Source organism: Photobacterium sp. BZF1 (assembly GCF_014349205.1).
Taxonomy (GTDB): Bacteria; Pseudomonadota; Gammaproteobacteria; order Enterobacterales; family Vibrionaceae; genus Photobacterium.
Genome location: NZ_JACSOF010000136.1, coordinates 1 through 17,853 on the forward strand (window position 1 = coordinate 1; position 17,853 = coordinate 17,853).

At 45.8% G+C, this 17,853-nt stretch carries 18 protein-coding genes; 4 read left to right on the forward strand and 14 right to left on the reverse strand.

Annotated features, from left to right (window positions below):
* Positions 1 to 280: 280 nt before the first annotated feature.
* Positions 281 to 1,015 (reverse strand): 3-oxoacyl-ACP reductase FabG, encoded by a 735-nt coding sequence (gene fabG / locus BIZ37_RS23535; protein ID WP_187463578.1) that lies wholly within the window; start codon positions 1,013 to 1,015, stop codon positions 281 to 283.
* Positions 1,016 to 1,278: 263 nt separating this feature from the next.
* Between fabG and BIZ37_RS23540 the strand changes: the two genes are divergently transcribed.
* Both BIZ37_RS23540 and BIZ37_RS23545 read left to right on the forward strand, forming a co-directional pair.
* Positions 1,279 to 2,250 (forward strand): LysR family transcriptional regulator, encoded by a 972-nt coding sequence (locus BIZ37_RS23540; protein WP_187463579.1) that lies wholly within the window; start codon positions 1,279 to 1,281, stop codon positions 2,248 to 2,250.
* Complete coding sequence (locus BIZ37_RS23545) at positions 2,201 to 3,118, forward strand: alpha/beta hydrolase (RefSeq protein WP_187463580.1); 918 nt, start codon at positions 2,201 to 2,203, stop codon at positions 3,116 to 3,118. Before BIZ37_RS23540 ends, BIZ37_RS23545 begins: the two co-directional genes overlap by 50 nt.
* Positions 3,119 to 3,182: 64 nt before the next feature.
* Here the strand turns inward: BIZ37_RS23545 and BIZ37_RS23550 are convergent, their stop codons facing one another.
* The 8 genes from BIZ37_RS23550 to BIZ37_RS23585 all read right to left on the reverse strand — a co-directional run bounded on the left by BIZ37_RS23550 (position 3,183) and on the right by BIZ37_RS23585 (position 10,238).
* Positions 3,183 to 3,704: a DUF2058 domain-containing protein gene (locus BIZ37_RS23550; RefSeq protein ID WP_187463581.1), complete on the reverse strand. Its 522-nt coding sequence runs from the start codon at positions 3,702 to 3,704 to the stop codon at positions 3,183 to 3,185.
* Between the two features lie 143 nt (positions 3,705 to 3,847).
* Positions 3,848 to 5,332, reverse strand: a complete 1,485-nt coding sequence (locus BIZ37_RS23555) for an LruC domain-containing protein (protein WP_255526881.1) — start codon at positions 5,330 to 5,332, stop codon at positions 3,848 to 3,850.
* Entirely contained in the window at positions 5,329 to 5,709 is a 381-nt protein-coding gene (locus BIZ37_RS23560; RefSeq protein ID WP_187463582.1) for a hypothetical protein, read from the reverse strand. The genes BIZ37_RS23555 and BIZ37_RS23560 overlap by 4 nt, the downstream gene beginning before the upstream one ends.
* 269 nt (positions 5,710 to 5,978) lie before the next feature.
* Positions 5,979 to 7,313 (reverse strand): N-succinylarginine dihydrolase, encoded by a 1,335-nt coding sequence (astB, locus tag BIZ37_RS23565; protein ID WP_187463583.1) that lies wholly within the window; start codon positions 7,311 to 7,313, stop codon positions 5,979 to 5,981.
* A gap of 278 nt (positions 7,314 to 7,591) precedes the next feature.
* Positions 7,592 to 7,924, reverse strand: a complete 333-nt coding sequence (locus tag BIZ37_RS23570) for an SMR family transporter (protein WP_370577607.1) — start codon at positions 7,922 to 7,924, stop codon at positions 7,592 to 7,594.
* Positions 7,925 to 8,041: 117 nt separating this feature from the next.
* Positions 8,042 to 8,428, reverse strand: a complete 387-nt coding sequence (locus tag BIZ37_RS23575) for a hypothetical protein (RefSeq protein WP_107299871.1) — start codon at positions 8,426 to 8,428, stop codon at positions 8,042 to 8,044.
* A gap of 150 nt (positions 8,429 to 8,578) precedes the next feature.
* Positions 8,579 to 9,502, reverse strand: a complete 924-nt coding sequence (locus tag BIZ37_RS23580) for a cation diffusion facilitator family transporter (RefSeq protein ID WP_187463585.1) — start codon at positions 9,500 to 9,502, stop codon at positions 8,579 to 8,581.
* 142 nt (positions 9,503 to 9,644) lie between these two features.
* Positions 9,645 to 10,238, reverse strand: coding sequence for a DNA-3-methyladenine glycosylase I (locus BIZ37_RS23585; protein WP_187463586.1), 594 nt, complete (start codon positions 10,236 to 10,238; stop codon positions 9,645 to 9,647).
* Positions 10,239 to 10,598: 360 nt separating this feature from the next.
* Between BIZ37_RS23585 and BIZ37_RS23590 the strand changes: the two genes are divergently transcribed.
* Positions 10,599 to 10,880 (forward strand): hypothetical protein, encoded by a 282-nt coding sequence (locus BIZ37_RS23590; RefSeq protein WP_187463587.1) that lies wholly within the window; start codon positions 10,599 to 10,601, stop codon positions 10,878 to 10,880.
* A gap of 147 nt (positions 10,881 to 11,027) precedes the next feature.
* Here BIZ37_RS23590 and BIZ37_RS23595 read toward each other — a convergent pair whose 3' ends face one another.
* From BIZ37_RS23595 to BIZ37_RS23615, 5 genes are all read right to left on the reverse strand, one after another.
* Positions 11,028 to 11,375, reverse strand: coding sequence for a hypothetical protein (locus BIZ37_RS23595; protein ID WP_187463588.1), 348 nt, complete (start codon positions 11,373 to 11,375; stop codon positions 11,028 to 11,030).
* A 159-nt stretch (positions 11,376 to 11,534) separates the two neighbouring features.
* Complete coding sequence (locus BIZ37_RS23600; protein ID WP_187463589.1) at positions 11,535 to 12,722, reverse strand: cystathionine beta-lyase; 1,188 nt, start codon at positions 12,720 to 12,722, stop codon at positions 11,535 to 11,537.
* A gap of 161 nt (positions 12,723 to 12,883) precedes the next feature.
* Entirely contained in the window at positions 12,884 to 13,780 is an 897-nt protein-coding gene (gene secF, locus BIZ37_RS23605; protein WP_222939795.1) for a protein translocase subunit SecF, read from the reverse strand.
* 1 nt (position 13,781) lies between these two features.
* Entirely contained in the window at positions 13,782 to 15,602 is a 1,821-nt protein-coding gene (gene secD, locus BIZ37_RS23610; protein WP_187463590.1) for a protein translocase subunit SecD, read from the reverse strand.
* 167 nt (positions 15,603 to 15,769) lie between these two features.
* Positions 15,770 to 16,309, reverse strand: a complete 540-nt coding sequence (locus BIZ37_RS23615) for a hypothetical protein (RefSeq protein WP_187463591.1) — start codon at positions 16,307 to 16,309, stop codon at positions 15,770 to 15,772.
* Between the two features lie 258 nt (positions 16,310 to 16,567).
* On the opposite strand from BIZ37_RS23615, the gene BIZ37_RS23620 reads away from it, so the two are divergent.
* Positions 16,568 to 17,449 carry an NAD(P)-dependent oxidoreductase gene (locus BIZ37_RS23620; protein ID WP_187463592.1) on the forward strand — a complete coding sequence of 294 codons (882 nt, stop codon included), beginning with the start codon at positions 16,568 to 16,570 and terminating at the stop codon, positions 17,447 to 17,449.
* Positions 17,450 to 17,853 lie beyond the last annotated feature (404 nt).

Consider the following 17,853-nt stretch of genomic DNA (forward strand, 5'->3'; position numbering starts at 1 on the left):
CTCCCTGCTTAGTCAATGGTTAATATTTCCTCAAACATCCTAGCTCTTTTTCTTTGCAACAATAGTGATAGAGATCTTATACAAAAAGACGAAGCTGAATACAACTCGCAAAAAAAACAAAAGTTTTTAAATAACAAATTGATTTATAGACAAAGTAATGATTAAAAAACATAAATAGTCGTGAATAAAAAACAGAATGCATTCTTAATTATTTATATCCCCTATAAATAAAAACGGCCGCCTTAGCGACCGTCAAAGTAATCGTATTAGAAATGGAAATTTAAATAACTAGCCCACCGTCAATCTTAAGTGTTTGTCCGGTAATAAACGCTGAGTTATCGCTGGCCAAGAACAGTGCACCGTTGGCGATATCCTCGGGTTTGCCCATACGGCCTAATGGTGTTTTATGGCGCATGAAATCCAATACTTTTTCTGGTAAGTCGACGGTCATCGGCGTTTCAATAAACCCTGGTGCGATACAATTTGCCCGTACCTGTGCACCTTTGCGAGAAAACTCTTTCGACCAACCTTTTGTCATGGCAATCACGCCACCTTTGGTAGCCGCATAGTTAGACTGGCCGATATTACCGTCGGTACCCACAACTGAAGACATAGTAATGATGGAGCCTGCACCGCCTTCCACCATGACAGGTGCAACGGCCTGAGTCATGTTAAACACACCTTTTAGGTTAACGTCAGAGACCAGATCCCAATCTTCTTCAGTCATTTTTTCAATTAGGTTGTCTCGGGTTACCCCTGCATTATTGACCAATACATCAATCTTGCCGTGTGCTGATTTCACTGTTTCAACGAAATTCGCAATATTCTCACGGTCACAAACATTAAGCTCAATACCGGTGACATTCGGGTACTTCGCTTCCAAGTCAGCCATTGCGGCTAGGTTCATGTCGCATGCATAGACTTGTAGCGCGTCATTCTTGGCAAAGGTTTCAACGATGCAGCGGCCAATCCCTTGAGCACCACCTGTTACGATACACACCTTGTTATTTAGCATTTTTTTATTCCCCTATATGAATACCAAACTGTTACAGCAAAACGGTTAGAACTGGTATTAGCGAGTGCCTGCAGTTGTGACGGGCAACACAACTCACTGTATTCTCGTATTTTAGAAGATTCACCCCAAACGATTAGTCACATTGATGCAAATCACCTTTGCGAATATGGGACGTTAACAGCGCTGATCACCATATCGTCATCATTTTCTGGCACTTTTTTGCTATAACTATATGTGGGTAAATGGATTTTATGGGGGTGCTCATGTTAGACAAGGTTGTCTTCTTTCTTCATGTTGTGAGAACAGGCTCGATCAGCGAAGCGGCCAAGCACAATAGTATTTCACCATCGGCTGCCAGTCGTTGGCTGAATGAATTGGAAGAAAACATGGGGGTCAGCTTACTTAAGCGTACCACTCGAAAAATCACTCCAACCCAGGCAGGGCAACGCTTATTCGACAGGTTCAGCCTTTTACATACCCAAATTGATGATGTGTTCAATGAAGTCCAGAATATGAGTAGCGAAGACAGGGGCACCATCAAAATCGCAAGTACCCCTTTGTTTGCGAAACACTACCTCAGCCAAATCATCGGGGAATACCTGCAAGAGCACCCGTCAATCAATTTTGTCGTACTGGAAACCGCGTTCGAAGTCGATCATGTCCATGATGTCGACTTTGCCATCCGTGCTAACGCGACTTATCGAGGCTTTCAAGATAAAGACAGCCTATTGGTTAAGCGATCACTGCTAAGAGAACCTTTGATGGCGTGTTGCTCACCGGGCTATATCAAGAAAAATGGCAAGCCTATTGTTCCGGATGACCTCAAACATCATCGCTGCCTCTATGCCAGTACACTGGTTGGGGGCAACCGGTGGATCTTTGAATTGGATGGTGAGTACTCAACGGTCGAAATCGCCCAGACAGTAGAAGCTGATGATAGCGAAATCCTAAAAAATATTGCGCTTAATGGCGGTGGGATAGCCTATTTACCGTTGAGTTTGATTTCTCACGAATTCGACAAAAAAACGCTACAGCCTGTGTTAGAAAACTATGTGAGTAGTCAATTTGAGCTCAACCTGTATTTCAAACCCCGTAAGTATATGCCTGCACGCTGTGCCAACTTCAAGGATTATCTGATTGAGCGTGTGCCGGAAATCGAACGGTTAAAGCAACAAGGAAGCCCCCATGGCCGATATGCCAACAAATCTGAAGATATGGCTAAAATCATTCAATGATGCCCTTGAACAAGCCAACCTACTGGCTATTCCGCCAACGCCTGAGATGGCAAGGTTAGGACTGGCGACCATCACCCAGCAACTTGTCGTCTCTGAGGTAGAGATAAGCTGTATCATTGACACCCATATTAATGGGACATCCATTCCCTGCCGTATTTACCACCCCACCCCAAATGAAGCTTTGCCGGTGCTTATCTTCTTTCATGGAGGGGGGCACATGTGCGGCAGTGTTGAGGTTTACGATCCTATCAGCCGCCGCCTCGCTTCTCACTGCCAGCATATTGTCGTAGCCATCGACTACCGCCTTGCGCCAGAATACCCTTACCCTAAGGGTTTGGTGGATTGCATAATGAGCCTCGAGGAGATAAACCGTACCCTAGAACAACTAGATCTTCCCTTTCAGCAAGCCGTCTCCATTGCTGGAGACTCTGCTGGCGGTGCATTGGCCGCCACCCTCGCCCAGCGTAACCCTGAAAAGGTCAACCATTTGGCATTAATCTACCCAAGCCTTGATTACACCTTTTCAAGTGATTCCTTAGTGGACTACCGTGAAGGCTACCTCTTAGAAACAGCAAAGATGCAATGGTACTTTGACCAATATTTCCAACAAGGCGAAGACCGCCGAGACGCCTCGCCACTTTTTAGTGCGTTACCCAGTAACCACCCTGAAACAATAGTCATAACGGCTGGGTTTGATCCCTTACAGGACGAAGGGAAGCGGTATGTTGAGCGCTTGCAAGTGCTAGGGATCCCCACAGAGCACCATCACTTCGAGAATATGACTCACGCTTTTTTAAATTTGGAAGATCTTGTCCCCCCCAACTGTGAACAGACTTACCGGTACATTGCTAATTTTCTCAACCAATGATGCTATCTCAAATACAATTAAGCCCAGCATAGTGCTGGGCTCATCATCCTTTTGCTCAGTGGCATTACCACATTAGATCATCTGGGATCTGGAAGTCTGCGTACGGATCATCTTCATCAACTTCCTGCTCAGAAACCGTGTTGTTCACTATGATCACTTCTTCATCACGCTGGCTGATCTTATCGGCAACCACACCCGGGATCACAGCGTAACCTTCTTGGAAACGCGCAATCGCTAGGCGACCGCTAACTAGCTGATCTTGAGTCTGCTTGTCGACATAAATTTTCTTAACCAATGTACCATCGGTAAAGTTGTAGCCGATATCACCATCAGCAAGATCGATCTTATTCATTTCGATCAGCTGTTTAACTTGTGAGGCGATAGCCTTCTTGTTGGCTTCTTCCTGCTTCTGGCGGTTCAGTTCTTTGTCCTGCTCCAACTGGGCAGTCTTATTGGCTTCAACAGCCGCTTTAGCTTCGTTTCGCAGAGTACGAGACTTCTTGGACTGTTTGCCCGCTTTTTTCAGTTTTTTCTTGTCAATAAGACCAGCTTTTAGCATCTGCTCTTGAAGGGATAGTTTCGCCATTTCGACTCCGTCACGGGCAATCTAAGTTAAACAAGTAAACCTACAGGCCAAGGTAACCCTTAGCCTATAGGTTTTGTCATATTATCCCTGCGCAATAAGTTTAAGGTCAAGTTATTGGGTGATTTCCACAATAAAAGCTTGTCTCAATCCCACTTCCAAAAGGCCTTACCTATTTGCTTGATTTTATTTTGTGACGGAGCGGTATACCAATTGTCCTGTTGTTCGCCATTACTGGTCACAAACCCTAAGAAGGTCGAATACGCCCCCCCGAGATCTTCCCGCTCAAGCGGCGGCTCCCAGTCTTCAGGGATGATAATCGCAAACGGGTATCCCTGCTCATTCTTGAATCCACCAGCCGCCTCGGCATTGTTTACTGAGGTACCTAGACGGGAGGCATGCTCAGGTAAGTGAATTTCGTAGCCGGTGTTTTGCACAAACAAATAGGGATCATAAGGGGGTAAAGAGATACTGGAGAGTTCGATAGGTGCATCAAAATCAAATGCTACGCTGAATTTATGGCCCTTAACCAAATCAACATTGGTTTCCGTATTGGCAAACTCTGAACTAGGGCTATTCATCAAAGTTTTCGTCCCTTGCAAGAGACGTTTATCAAAGCTTCCCGCCTGTGAGAATGTCTGCGGGTATCCGCTTTCTTGCTCTGTAGAGTCCGGTTTGAACAAGTTAAGCGTCCCTGTACCTGAAGCGGTATCTGGAAGCCCGATGTGTAAATGCCAGTCGTGGGTGAAGCTCGAACCTCTCGCTATCATGTAACCGTAAACAATCAATGAGGTCACTTGCTGCCCGGTCATTCCATAGCCAACACGATAGCCGATAACTAAGTCATTAAAATCGTAATCGCTCTTAACCGGATAATTATCCTCATAAGCTGCTACGTAGTACTCGGCGGAAGATGGATAATACACCCATGAATCCGTTTCGTTACCGATTTGATTTTGGGTGATCACCAAAGGCGCCTCATCTTGACCGGGAGCTTCCTCGGTAAGGGTTACAGCATCAATTTGGCTCAACAACGCAAGGTCTTCAGGCCCCGCTGTAAAATCATAAAACGCTTCCGGATCGCCCAGTGAAGTGTTGGTTTCCAAAAAAGTAATATCGACCACTACCGATTTAGCATTCTCAAGCGACATGTCTACCGGTATGGTTAAAACCGCATCATAAGAAGTGCCCTGCCATCCACTGTTAGGCGTCAATGACGAAGAGCCGGTTCTACCAATCAAGGTATAAAATAGAGTGCGGTCTGTCTCCCCAGTCTTAGCCAATAAACACTGAGTCGGCGTCGAGAACTCGGTGAAGGTGAAGGTATTCCCTCCAGATTCCACCGTCAGAATGACCGACTCTATAGCAACACCTTGGCTCGCAGCCTTTTCCGTGCCGTTAGCCGCCTCGTTCACATCAACAGCCAATACCAACGCATTATTATTTTCTACTCTTAATGCTTCTAAACTTGCCGCACTAGGGTTATTTTTCTGCTGCCGAGCCTTAAACAAATCGATACTGCCACTCCCTTGAAAGACCGTATCCTTGAGCAAAATAGATTGCTCCGCAGTGTACCCTTTACTTATCGCAGCCAGCATAAACAGGCAGACCGTAAAAATAGGTTTCATCATAGCAACACCTCCCCTGTGATAGCCTGGTCCCCACTGAAATCACTGAACAAATCAAACTTAACCACTTTATCTTTCAGCGGAACGGAAATCGGAAAAGCAAAGAAACTTTGTTTATCAATTTCACCTAAAAATAAGACGTTACCCGAAGACAGATAAACCTTGAGATACAACCGATTGCCGGCAAAGTTGTAGTCTGATGGGTTAATTTCAAACAGGTAGTTTTCAAACTGCTGAAACCTAGCATCGGCTGGAACAGTGTTGTCGCCAAGCAGTGTTGTGGTTGGCTGTTCTGGTTGTGATCCGGACGCAGAATCACCCCCACCACCTCCACATCCGGCAAGAAACAGTAACGCTAAAAAATGAAAAGAGTACTTCATGGAAATTTTGCCCCCTCGAATCAACTAGGCAAAGTAACCATGTTTTATGCCAACTCTAATTTACATTAGATATCAATCACCTAAGAAAATAGTCTTTATTTGGACTCACAATATAAGTATTTTGCTGCAAAAAAAGATGCAAAATGGCATCTTATATTTGAAAAAATAGTTTATTTTTCAAAAGGTAGTGCAAAATTAAGACCTATCTCTCAGGAATAAAATAGCAAGAGATGAAAAAGCAGCACTAACTTGTGCTGCTTTGATGAACATTATTGTTGGAAAGGATAGACAGAGCCTAAATCGAGGATTTGTGTCAGCTCATCGAGGGCAGTACGGGACTCTTGTAGTAAAGAAGGATCGGCCAAATCAGCCTCAACCAAACGGTCACGGTAGTGCTTCTCGACCCAACTGCTTAACTGACCGTACAAGACATCTGACATCAAGGTGCTTGGGTTCACCGCAGACAACTCAGGCTGGGTAAGTGCAACCCGCAACCTCAGGCATGCTGGTCCACCGCCATTAGCCATACTCTGTTTCAGGTCGAACACTTTGATATCGTCAATGCCCTGCTTATCTGCCAAAAGCTGCTCTAGGTATGCCCATACCCGAGGGTTATTGCGGCACTCTTCTGGCAGGATCAGGGTATTGTCACCATTTGGCATAGTAATGAGCTGTGAGTTAAACAGGTAACTGGTCACAGCATCTTCAATCGACACCTTCGCAGTTGGTACTTCGACAATCCGCATTTCACCGGATAGTTTCAAGTTCAACTCATCGTAGACAGCCTGCTGATTCAAGAAAGCCTGCTCATGGCAGAACAAGACATTGCGGTTACCAACGGCAATAACATCATTGTGGAATACGCCCTGGTCAATCACATCAGGGTTCTGCTGGGCAATCACCACCTTGTCCTTATCTAACTGGTGCAGCCTTGCTACCGCTTCACAAGCTTCGAAAGTATGTCGAGCAGGAAACTTTGTTGGGGCTGGGTGACGGTTATCAAAGGCATGACGTCCGAAAACAAAGAACTCAACACCTTGCTGGCCATAATCAAGGCAGAAGCGAGTATGGTTAGCCGCCCCTTCATCTCCGAAATGCTCGACACTAGGTAGGGCTGGATGATGGACAAAATGCTTCTCATCGGAGAATGTCGCCTTTAGGATCCGACCTGTCACTTCATGTTCGATTGAACGATGGAACTTATTAATTAGGTTTGCAGGGGTGAAATGGACTTTTCCATCCTGAGTATCTGCCGAAGGCGACACAGTTGCCGCATTGGCGGTCCACATGCTTGAAGCTGAGCAACAAGCTGCCAACACTTGCGGGGCTTGCTTCGCTGCGGCGGCCAATACCGACTGGTCACTGCCGGTAAATCCCAGCCGGCGTAATGTCGCGATATCAGGCCTTTCCTGTGGCGCTAGAACGCCTTGTACCATTCCCATATCAGACAAGGCTTTCATCTTTGCTAAACCTTGCAAAGCGGCCTGCTTAGGGCTGGAAGGTTTAGCTTGGTTTTTCGCCGAAGCGACATTACCAAAAGAGAGTCCGCTATAGTTGTGCGTCGGCCCAACTAGGCCATCAAAATTTGCTTCAAGTGCGCTCATAGACATTCCATGTTTAGTTACCACCTTTACATCCGACCCCACAATAACAAAAACGCTACATTTTCAACAAGCGTGGTACAACTCTCTGGTAAACCGCTTAGTGAAGATAGAAATAACTACTATTGGCATGGCTATGCAAGAAAGGGGCGCTCCTGAATATCCCTATTCCCCATCTGACACATAATTAAGCGTTTGAAAGCTCAAAAAAAGCCTGCTTATGTTAAGCAGGCTTTTTATAAAACTGTGCGCTAGATCATCATTATCTATTGAGAAATGGCTTAATGGCTCACTGAACTAGAAAAAACATTAATCACAATAGTCCCTGACAGGATAAGCAGCATGCCGATTAGAGCGGGGAAATCAAGTTGCTGGCCGTGCCATAACCAACTGATCATGGCAACCAAAACGATCCCCGCACCGCACCATATCGCGTAGGCAATCCCAATGGGAACGGCCTTTACAGTGACAGAAAGCATGAAGAAGGCAACGGCGTACCCTAACAACGTTATCAGGGTCGGCACGATTTGGGTAAACTGCTGGGTTTTCGGTAGCATTGATGTCGCGATCACTTCACAAACAATCGCAACAGACAACGCTATCATAGGCGGCATAGACGCAATCAACTTAAACATTTGAAACTCATAACATGAGAAAAGTGCTCATCCTATGCCAGTTTGATGAATAAATCATGAATTAAGGCATTACTTTAGCTAGGCAGAGTCATAAGTTCAGTCATCCCATTCAACAACGTGCCCTGAATCGTAAACACCATCGCTGTAGGCCGGGGAAAAGTTGATAAAGATGTTTTCCTTAGCCACCGGCAACACATCAGCCAGGGTATTTGCTATCACTTCCAGCATGTTGGCAATTTGCTCTTCGGTATTGAAGCTTGGCGCAACAAGGTGAACGAGCAAGGGATGCGTTTTTTCCGGTTGGCAGTCTACCACTTTACCGTTATGGGCATAGTGATGAGGAGAAAGGTAATCCCATGTCGCCATAACATGCTTCAAGTCGATATCACTGGTTTCTGATACCGCTTTGGACAGCACACCCAGAGTGGATGGAATATTCACTTCTTGAGCGAAAGGCAAAGACTTAATTCTGATTAACGGCATGGCTGTTCTCCTTTAAGCCCTTACCTAGCAGCCAAATAGCCGCTAGGTAATTTGATCGGGGTCACATTTAAGAAGATAGCCAAATGCGTTGTTGCTACACCTTCTCAGTTTTGAGAATTAGCACTTTTTTATCCATCAACCATACGCAAATTAATCACAACTCTTATCCTCACAGCACGGATTAATCACACGCTCAGCACAGGTATATGGCTCGATATGGATAACAACATCAACCAGCTCATCAATTTGAGCCAAGATATGGGACTTGAAGTTTTCACTGATGGTATGGGCATCTTCAACCCGCATGTCTGGGTCCACTAGCATATGAAAATCCAACAAAATTGTACTGCCGGTACGGCGACAACGGATGGCGTGCACTTCTTTGATCTGCGAGACTTCACTGGCATAACCTTGGATCTGCTCCTCGATCCCTTCGTCTACTTGCGCCTCGGTCAGTTCCATGACTGCTGGCCACAAGATTTCAAACGCCGCTTTTAAGATCATTGCAGTGACGATTAAGGCCGCAACTTGATCGAGGTAATGCAAATCCGGGAAGATGTAGTTTGCGATAACTGCGATGGCAACGGGCAAGGAACTCAGAGCATCGGTTCGATGGTGCCATGCGTTGGCATGAAGGGAGCGACTGTTAATTCTTTTGGCTTGGATAACGGTCCAACGGTACAGCACTTCTTTCACCACAATTGAAGCAACCGCAGCCCAGAAAGCCAGCATTCCCGGCACGGCAGTGGCCTCATGACCCAATGCCGATAGCGAATCCCAGCCGATACCAATACCAACAATAAGCAGCAAGACGCCAATAAAAATATTGGTAAAGGTTTCAAACCGGCCATGGCCATAAGGATGCCCCTTATCGGCAGGGGCGGTCCAATAGCGAGAACCAATCAAGATAGCGGTATCTGTAATTAGATCCGAAAAGCTGTGTACACCATCGGCAACCAAAGCCTGACTGCCTGTCATTTTACCTATCGTGATCTTTAATACTGCCAAGCTAACGTTTGCAATTGAGCCGACCCACGTCGCCCGCTGTATTACTTTTACCGGATTTTCTGCCATTGTCCTAACTTCTGCATAGTTACTTCCCTCGTAAAAACCAAACTACGAGGGTCAAGTGGATAAAACATAATACGCTGCATCACTCTGACAAACCAGTTTCTCTCACCTATCGCAAAAATAGGGATCGGTTATCGATACTAAATTAATTTTTATTATGCTCTATGACCTCTTGGTAACAATAACAAGTCACTAAATGGTCATTGACCATACCCACAGCCTGCATAAACGCATAACAAATAGTTTCTCCAACAAACTTAAACCCTTTCTTTTTGAGAAAGCGACTCATTTCTTCAGAGGTTTCTGTTGACGCTGGAATATCTGCCATTGTTTGCCAGTGATTAATTACAGGTTGGTGATCGACAAATTGCCATAATGCATTAGCAAGACTGCCGTACTCTTTAATTAACTGTTGGGCCGCTCGCGCGTTATGAAATACTGAACTGATTTTTCCGCGATGCTTTATAACATCATAGCTGTCAATAATTGCTTCTATTCTACTGTCATCATATAAAGCTAATTTTTCTATATCGTAATTATCAAATGCAGCCCTATAGGCATCACGCCTTTTAAGAACTGTGTACCAACTCAACCCCGCTTGGGCTCCTTCTAAAGTTAGAAACTCGAATAAATATGTATCTGATTTATTTGGCCTTCCCCACTCTTTATCATGATATTCTCGCTCGATAGGCTGCTTCATTGCCCACGCACAAACACTTTTTTCCAAGTGGCCTCCCATAATATGTACAATTACTGACCGAAAAATTTCGTTACAACAATCATATTTGCCCAAACTCCTGAGCACAAATAGATTTCATAACTCATACCCCTTAAGGGGTAGTTATGATTGTAAACACCCCTTGATAATATTCTTTCAGGGAATTAATCTGTAAACGTTTACTGATGAGTTTATCGATTATTTAGGTGTAAAGTGACAAGATAAGTTAAATTGCTTTTTGAATATGCAGTCGAGTTTCAATTTTTTGCTATCAATATCACATAAACCTAGATAAGACATGTAAATCAAATTGAAAAATAACAACTTCATTCCATAATGGGAAAATCAATACGAAGTTATTGGTTAGGGAAAAGGACTTTTATGAGAAATATCGCCGATTTTATCGAGCAACTAGAAAAAGGAGATGACCCGTTTAGCGTTTGGGTATACTCCAGTAAAGGTCAATACAGTCAGTTCGGCAAACAAGGTAACAAGATCTCAACCCCAGCACTCCAGCGTGCGTTGAACAAATACCTTCAAGTGGTGGTAGAAGTGAATAATGAGTCTGATGAAGATGCATTTTTATTACTACCAGAAGTCCATGCTGTAGTGCCCGTCTCATTCCGAGACGGCCAAGTGCAGTCACTGACTAGACCAAACTAAATAAGACATATAACTTTGTGACTAACGATTAAGAACGATACATGGCTAGGTCAATCTTAAACACAAAATGAAAATGCCTTATCCAAAAACAGACCTTCCCGGTCTGTTTTTTTATGCCCAGACAAAGCTACAGCGATACGCTACTCTCTAATACCTATTACTAAAGCTCTGATAAGGGTTGATAAACGAGGTCGACATTAGTATCCGAGAGTTAGATTGTTTGCAGGCCAAGTTTCCATCATCCCAACCTTGATTGAACTTAGTATCACTACCGTCTAGGGTTTCATCCTTGCCAAACACCTTGCCATAATTGCCAGTAACCCCTAAAGCACTTTCGCACCCTTGGTTGTAGCCGTAATGGTAGATACTGTCATAAGGCACATCGTAGTCATAATCATCAGGAAACAACTGGTAGTTTTCCAGATCTGAGCTTGAACAGCCCAGCATTGTCATTGGGAGTATGACAATAGCGGCCCAATACCCTGTCTTTTTCATAACTTCCCCTTTGCTCTAGCGTTTACTACATAGTAGCCAAAACCTGCAGGTAACGGTGCTCAAGTTAGATATTGGTTGTGATATTGCCACATTATCAAACTGTACCGGACAAAAAAGGCCAGCATAGCTGGCCTCTATTAAGTCAGAGTGTGCGGCAAATTATTTTTTCAACACCGCGTTTAAACGCTCAAAACCTCGCTCTAAATCTGCAATCAGATCTTCCGGTGACTCCAAACCGATATGCAGACGCAACAACGGGCCAGCGAAGTCTTTCTTGGCGACAGTACGCAGGGAGTTAATATTCTCATTGGCGAGGATTAGACTTTCAAAGCCACCCCACGAGTATCCCATGCTGAAGTGATCCATCCCATCAAGCAAAGCAGTCAGTGCTTCGGTATTACCGCGATTGAGCACAACAGAGAACAGGCCATTGCACCCTTTGAAGTCACGCTTATAAAACTCGTGCCCTTCACAGCTTTCAAAAGCCGGGTGACGAACATGGTCGACCTCTTCACGCTCTGCCAACCACTGTGCAACCTTGATGCTGTTCTCTTCATGCTGCTTCAAGCGTACGCCGAGCGTGCGTAGACCACGCATGGCGAGATACACGTCATCCGGTGAAGTACACTGACCAAGCAGGTAGCTATTTTCACGTAATTGGTCCCAGCATCGCTCATTGGCGACTGCTGTGCCCAACATAACATCTGAGTGACCCACAATGTATTTAGTCGCAGCTTGGATTGAGATATCAACCCCGTGCTCAAATGGCTGGAAATTAATAGGAGAAGCCCAGGTATTATCGAGCATCACGATCAAGTCATGCTCATGGGCAATACGTGCCAAGGTCGGCACATCCTGCACTTCCATTGTAATGGAACATGGCGATTCTAAGAAAAGAACCGTTGTATTTGGCCTGATAAGATCGCGGATCCCCTCACCGATCATAGGATCGTAGTAAGTGGTTTCCACCCCCATCTTATCAAGCATTTTGTCACAAAAATCGCGGGTTGGTTCATAGACACCATCCACCATCAGGATGTGGTCGCCCGCTTTAACAAACGACAGGATAGCGCTGGTAATTGCAGCCGTTCCACATGGGTATAAAGCACAGCCAACACCGCCTTCCAACTCAACCATCGCATCCTGGAATGCAAAATGGGTGTTAGTGCCACGACGACCATAAAACAGCGCTTTGTTCGTTCGGTTTGCCGTTGCGTGCTTCATCTCTTTTACAGAATCAAACACAATAGTTGAAGCCCTGCTAACCGGTGGGTTAACCAGTGATTGGGTCCACTTTGATGAACGTCCTGCAGTTACGATCTTGGTTTCTAATGATTTCTTACCCATGTTGCGTCTCTTTCCTTTCAATCTCGGCGCTAGTCTCCATGCATTTGACGTTATCACAGTTCAAGCGTGTTGGATATATATGGCTAAGCTCGAAATAAATATCCATATTTTCAACAAAAAAAGGGCCCGAAGGCCCTCTTATGCTTATTCATATTGCTCGGTTACGGCTCTTCCGTAACCGGCACTAACTTATAGTGCGACGAATCAAGCTTGAACAACTCAGGTAATGCCGTACCAACTGAAATAGAAGACCATGTCCCCGTCAAAATACCGATAAACATTGCAATGGCGAACCCCTCAAGAGCCCCGCCACCCAACAACCACAGTGAACCCACTGTCAGCAACGTCGTACCCGAGGTGATCATGGTACGGGAGATAGTCGCAGCGATTGCTTCGTTGTTGATATCTTCAATGGCCTTGTTCGGCTTTGAGATCAACAGTTCACGGATACGATCGGCAATGATAATCGAGTCATTGAGTGAGTAGCCCAAAATCGCCAACACAGCCGCGAGTACCGTTAGGTTGAATTCCATCTGGGTTAGGGCAAAGAAGCCCAAAACAAAGATCACATCGTGCGCCAAAGCAAAGACGGAGCCTGAAGCCAATCGCCATTCAAAGCGGTAGCTCAAATAGCCCAAAATACACAGCACAGCGACCAGCAAAGCCAAGCCGCCCTGCTCAGCCAGCTCTTGACCGACCTGAGGACCCACAATGCTAGTATTCAAAACTTGCACATTGGCATCCAGCGAATGCAGAGCACCGGCAACATCCGGGGCTTCGCCCTGCTCCGGAATTGCATAGCGCAAAACCCAACGGCCCGGCTCACCGGCTGCAATGACACTAACATCTTGATCAAATTGGGCATCTAACCGCTGGTCAATTTCGTGGCTGGTAAGCGCGCTATTGGTCTGCACCTCTGTCACGATGCCACCGGTAAAGTCCAAGCCCCAGTTAAGTCCCTTAACTGAAATTGCCACTAGAGAGCCAAGCAGCAAGATAATAGACACGACACTGGTGAAGTGACGCCATTTTGTTGCATTCTTCATTGTAATCAACATATTAAATTCGCACCTCACGTCGAGCATCACGACCCCAAACCAAGTTGATAATGGCGCGGGAAGCAAAAATACCGGTAAACATACTGGTTAGAAGACCTAACCCCAGCGTCAAGGCAAAACCCTGAATCGGACCATTACCAACGGCGTAAAGTACAACTGCAGTGATCATGGTGGTGAAGTTGGCGTCGAAGATAGTGCTGAAGGCACTACTAAAGCCGCGATCAATAGCCTGTGCCAGGCTGCGACCTTCCCTCAACTTGTCTCGAATACGTTCGAAGATAAGTACGTTGGTATCGACCGCCATGCCGACAGTCAATACTAAACCCGCGATACCAGGAAGGGTCAGGACAGCCCCAGGGATCAAAGCCAGCAAACCAAATAGCATCACCATATTGAAGACCAGCGCCACATTAGCCACCCAACCTAAACGGCGGTACCAAAGAGCCATGAAGACCAGTGTCAGGCCAAGTCCCAATGCTAGAGCTGCGAAGCCGTTTTCGATATTTTCAGCACCCAGCGTTGGACCAATAGTACGTTCTTCAACAATGGTGACGGGGGCTGTCAATGAACCAGCACGCAGTAGTAGAGCAAGTTCCTGTGCATCTTGGATAGAGCCCGCGCCAGTGATGCGGAAGCGGTTACCAAGTTGGCTCTGGATGGTTGCGACACTGATGATCTTGCTTTCTTGTACCGCATTACCTTCACTGTCACGGCTATATTCGCTAAATGCCGTCGCCATTGGCTTACCAATATTCTGACGGGAGAAGTCAGACATGATCTTGCCACCGGCGCTATCAAGGTTGATGTTAACCTCGGCCATCCCCATTTCACCAAAGCTAGCACGGGCATCAACAATATGATCACCACTTAGGATGGGTTTACGAGCAACACGAACTGGCTGGCCGTTCTCATCGTTGATAGTCATGGTGCTACCACTACCGAGTTCACGAACTGGGTAGAAAGCTAGGCTGGCAGTGGCACCAATAACGCTTTTCGCTGCGGCTGGGTCTTGAACACCTGGCAACTCAATACGAATACGGTTTTCACCTTGACGCTGAACGAGCGCTTCCGTAATACCGAGCTCTTCGATACGGCTACGCATGGTTTGCAGGTTTTGTTGAACTGTCAGGTTTCTTAGCTGCGCTTGTTCATCATCTTTCAGTGCCAATCGAACACCATGGCCGGAGTCATTGGTTACCTGCCACTGAGGGTAGTTTTTGCGAATAAACTGGCGGGTTTTACCGTTAGCTTCGCTATTGGGTAGGCGTACAACCAAAGTATCTGAAGCAACAGACTCAATACGGGTATTGCGAATACCCTGCTGGCGAAATTCCTGGCGCAATTCGTCCTGCAGCAGTTCAGCCTGAGCTTGATACACCTGGTTCATATCAACATCTAACAGGAACTGCACACCACCACGAAGGTCGAGACCCAGTTTGATTGGCGCAAAGCCCATGCCCTGTAACCAAGCAGGTGCCGCAGGCGTCATTGCCAACGTTAGCTGCGAATCGCTTTTTGGCCCCATTTCCTGTGCCAAAACGGTTCGGGCTTGGGTTTGCTGAGATTCATCGGCAAGGACAACCAGGGTGCTATCAACTTGCTGGTCGATACGCTTGACCGCAATATCATGCTGTTTCAAGGTGTTCTGTAGCTGGACAACATCAGGGACGGGCACTCCCTTCGCTGACACTTGCACGGCAGCATCTTCACCGTACCAAGTAGGGATAGCACTTAGCATCATCACTACCAAGGTGACGACCAGAACAACATATTTCCAGGCCGGATAATGATTCAATAACCGCTGAGGGGCTTTTTTTCTCATAGTTTTACCACTGTTTTAGCGCACACCGCGTTCGGTGCACAGCACACTGCCCCACATCAAACAAGGGAAGCAGATGTAATACCGCTCCTGCTCGGCAGTACTTTATGTACTGTTCAAGCAAGGTTAATTTGTCCTGATCAACAGGCAGGACTAGATAGATTTGCGGATTACGCCAAAGTTAGGCGATGGTGGTAAACGGTATAGATGAGGTTGGACTCCTTCCAACCGGAGACCCGGCCCGAAGGGGGAGAGGTATTTAGCGTCCAATCCAATGCTGGCTGCATATCTACTCGATAGTCTTTGGCAAAACTAGGAGCAGGCTCAACAGGAAGTTCAATCGCCAATTGATAAGCAGGCTCAACGTCTTCCGGATCATGCCGTAACAGGCTGGAAAAACGGCTTGAGGCTGCAATGGCCAAATCAAGGCTGCGATCATGGTTAGAGTGCTGGTTATTATCGGAAGGTGTCTGATCACCAGCGTGAACAACCTCAGTCAAATCAGTTTGATCAAACTTTAACAGGGCATTGAGTTCAGCTTGGGAAGGTGCAAAAGAAACGGATTGGGCCAAGTGTTTTGAGAACCCAATGGACATCAAGCCTTCGTTATCAACAATCTGGCGAACTTGCTGAAAGCCTTGTGCTTCTGATACAGGCGCAATTGAGCCTGCATGGCTAGGCCACGCAAATCCCAAACACACTATCAACATCAAAATTCTTAGCACAGAAGCCAGCATAAAACGGCCATTTACAGAATAACTTTCCGCATAATAGGGCCAGTGCTAGAGATTCACAAGAAAAGATTGCGCTTGCCCACATTTTTTTAGTTATTTTTTGACAACATGTGTTGTGCTATATATCGAAGCTAATCGGTAGCATTTCTCATGCTAATGCAAGATACTGAAAAACCTCTATTACCCCATCGTTACCATTATCGGCAAACGTAAATTTTTAAGGGAAGCGAATTAATGACATCACATAAAATTGCATTTATCGGGCTAGGCACTATGGGCTTCCCGATGGCTGGACACCTTGCCAATGCTGGCCATCATGTCACCGTGTATAACCGTACCACCACGAAAGCCGAAAAATGGGTTGAGACTTACGCTGGCAGTTTTGCATTAACCCCAGCAGAAGCAGCAGAAGGCGCTGACTTTATCTTTACTTGCGTGGGAAACGATGATGACTTACGCCAAGTCTACCTCGGTGAAGACGGTATTTTAGCGTCAGCCAAACCCGGTGCCATCTTGATTGATAACACCACAGCCTCAGCAGAAGTGGCGAGAGAAATTGCTGAACAAGCCAGTGATTGTCAGCTAAGTTTCCTTGATGCACCGGTGTCAGGCGGTGAAGCGGGGGCGGTAAATGGCTGCCTAACCGTTATGGTGGGCGGTGATCGCAAAGTGTTTGAACAAGCAAAACCCGTGATTGACTGCTTTGCCAAAGCAACCACTCTTATGGGCGATATTGGCTATGGCCAAATCACCAAGATGGCCAACCAACTTTGTATTGCCGGTATTCTGCAAGGCCTATCAGAGGCTATTAGCTTAGCTAAATCTGCCGGTCTTGATATCGAACAGATGACCGAAGTCCTCAAGCATGGTGCTGCGGGTTCTTGGCAATTAGAAAACCGCGCCAAAACCATGGCAGACAATGAGTTTGATTTCGGTTTTGCCATCGACTGGATGCGTAAAGATCTGGGGATTTGCTTCGAAGCCGCAGAAAAGCTAGGCGTAGAACTCCCGCTAGCCAAACAGGTGGATGAAAAATATGCCGAACTACAACAACGTGGCTACCAGCGTGCTGATACTTCTGTGCTAATCAAACAGTTTGATAACGACAAACGCTAGCAAGACTTCCCGTATGGGGCCTTTCATGGCCCCATGCTTTAGAATTGAACCAAGGTTGCATCTGATATTACCGACAAGAGACGTGTATCAGGTTTTAAATTATACCCTTGATGATTTATAAAAGAATACAGCTAACAACCAAACCATAAGTTGGTAATTTTAAACCATAACTATTTCGTATTATTCTATTATCAACCTTTCACTCAACCCGATGCATACCACATAACTTTAATATACCTTCGCTATGAGAACACAAGGTGAGGATAAAAAAATATTTGAGTTAGTAAATCGTTTGCCGCCATTGACAAAGCAAAAAATTCCTCACAAGCATTAATTCTAACTTATAACATTTTATTTAATTATTACTCTTGAAAGCTGTACTAATTCTAATACAGTTATTAAAC

Coding starts and splice junctions, on each gene's coding strand:
- BIZ37_RS23570 (WP_370577607.1), bottom strand. CDS start 7,924: ATGCCGCCTATGATAGCGTTGTCTGTTGCGATTGTTTGTGAAGTGATC.
- BIZ37_RS23590 (WP_187463587.1), top strand. CDS start 10,599: ATGAGAAATATCGCCGATTTTATCGAGCAACTAGAAAAAGGAGATGAC.
- secF (WP_222939795.1), bottom strand. CDS start 13,780: ATGTTGATTACAATGAAGAATGCAACAAAATGGCGTCACTTCACCAGT.
- BIZ37_RS23555 (WP_255526881.1), bottom strand. CDS start 5,332: ATGATGAAACCTATTTTTACGGTCTGCCTGTTTATGCTGGCTGCGATA.
- BIZ37_RS23550 (WP_187463581.1), bottom strand. CDS start 3,704: ATGGCGAAACTATCCCTTCAAGAGCAGATGCTAAAAGCTGGTCTTATT.
- BIZ37_RS23585 (WP_187463586.1), bottom strand. CDS start 10,238: ATGGGAGGCCACTTGGAAAAAAGTGTTTGTGCGTGGGCAATGAAGCAG.
- BIZ37_RS23595 (WP_187463588.1), bottom strand. CDS start 11,375: ATGAAAAAGACAGGGTATTGGGCCGCTATTGTCATACTCCCAATGACA.
- BIZ37_RS23580 (WP_187463585.1), bottom strand. CDS start 9,502: ATGGCAGAAAATCCGGTAAAAGTAATACAGCGGGCGACGTGGGTCGGC.
- fabG (WP_187463578.1), bottom strand. CDS start 1,015: ATGCTAAATAACAAGGTGTGTATCGTAACAGGTGGTGCTCAAGGGATT.
- BIZ37_RS23545 (WP_187463580.1), top strand. CDS start 2,201: ATGGCCGATATGCCAACAAATCTGAAGATATGGCTAAAATCATTCAAT.
- BIZ37_RS23575 (WP_107299871.1), bottom strand. CDS start 8,428: ATGCCGTTAATCAGAATTAAGTCTTTGCCTTTCGCTCAAGAAGTGAAT.
- secD (WP_187463590.1), bottom strand. CDS start 15,602: ATGAGAAAAAAAGCCCCTCAGCGGTTATTGAATCATTATCCGGCCTGG.
- BIZ37_RS23540 (WP_187463579.1), top strand. CDS start 1,279: ATGTTAGACAAGGTTGTCTTCTTTCTTCATGTTGTGAGAACAGGCTCG.
- BIZ37_RS23560 (WP_187463582.1), bottom strand. CDS start 5,709: ATGAAGTACTCTTTTCATTTTTTAGCGTTACTGTTTCTTGCCGGATGT.
- BIZ37_RS23600 (WP_187463589.1), bottom strand. CDS start 12,722: ATGGGTAAGAAATCATTAGAAACCAAGATCGTAACTGCAGGACGTTCA.
- astB (WP_187463583.1), bottom strand. CDS start 7,313: ATGAGCGCACTTGAAGCAAATTTTGATGGCCTAGTTGGGCCGACGCAC.
- BIZ37_RS23615 (WP_187463591.1), bottom strand. CDS start 16,309: ATGTTGATAGTGTGTTTGGGATTTGCGTGGCCTAGCCATGCAGGCTCA.
- BIZ37_RS23620 (WP_187463592.1), top strand. CDS start 16,568: ATGACATCACATAAAATTGCATTTATCGGGCTAGGCACTATGGGCTTC.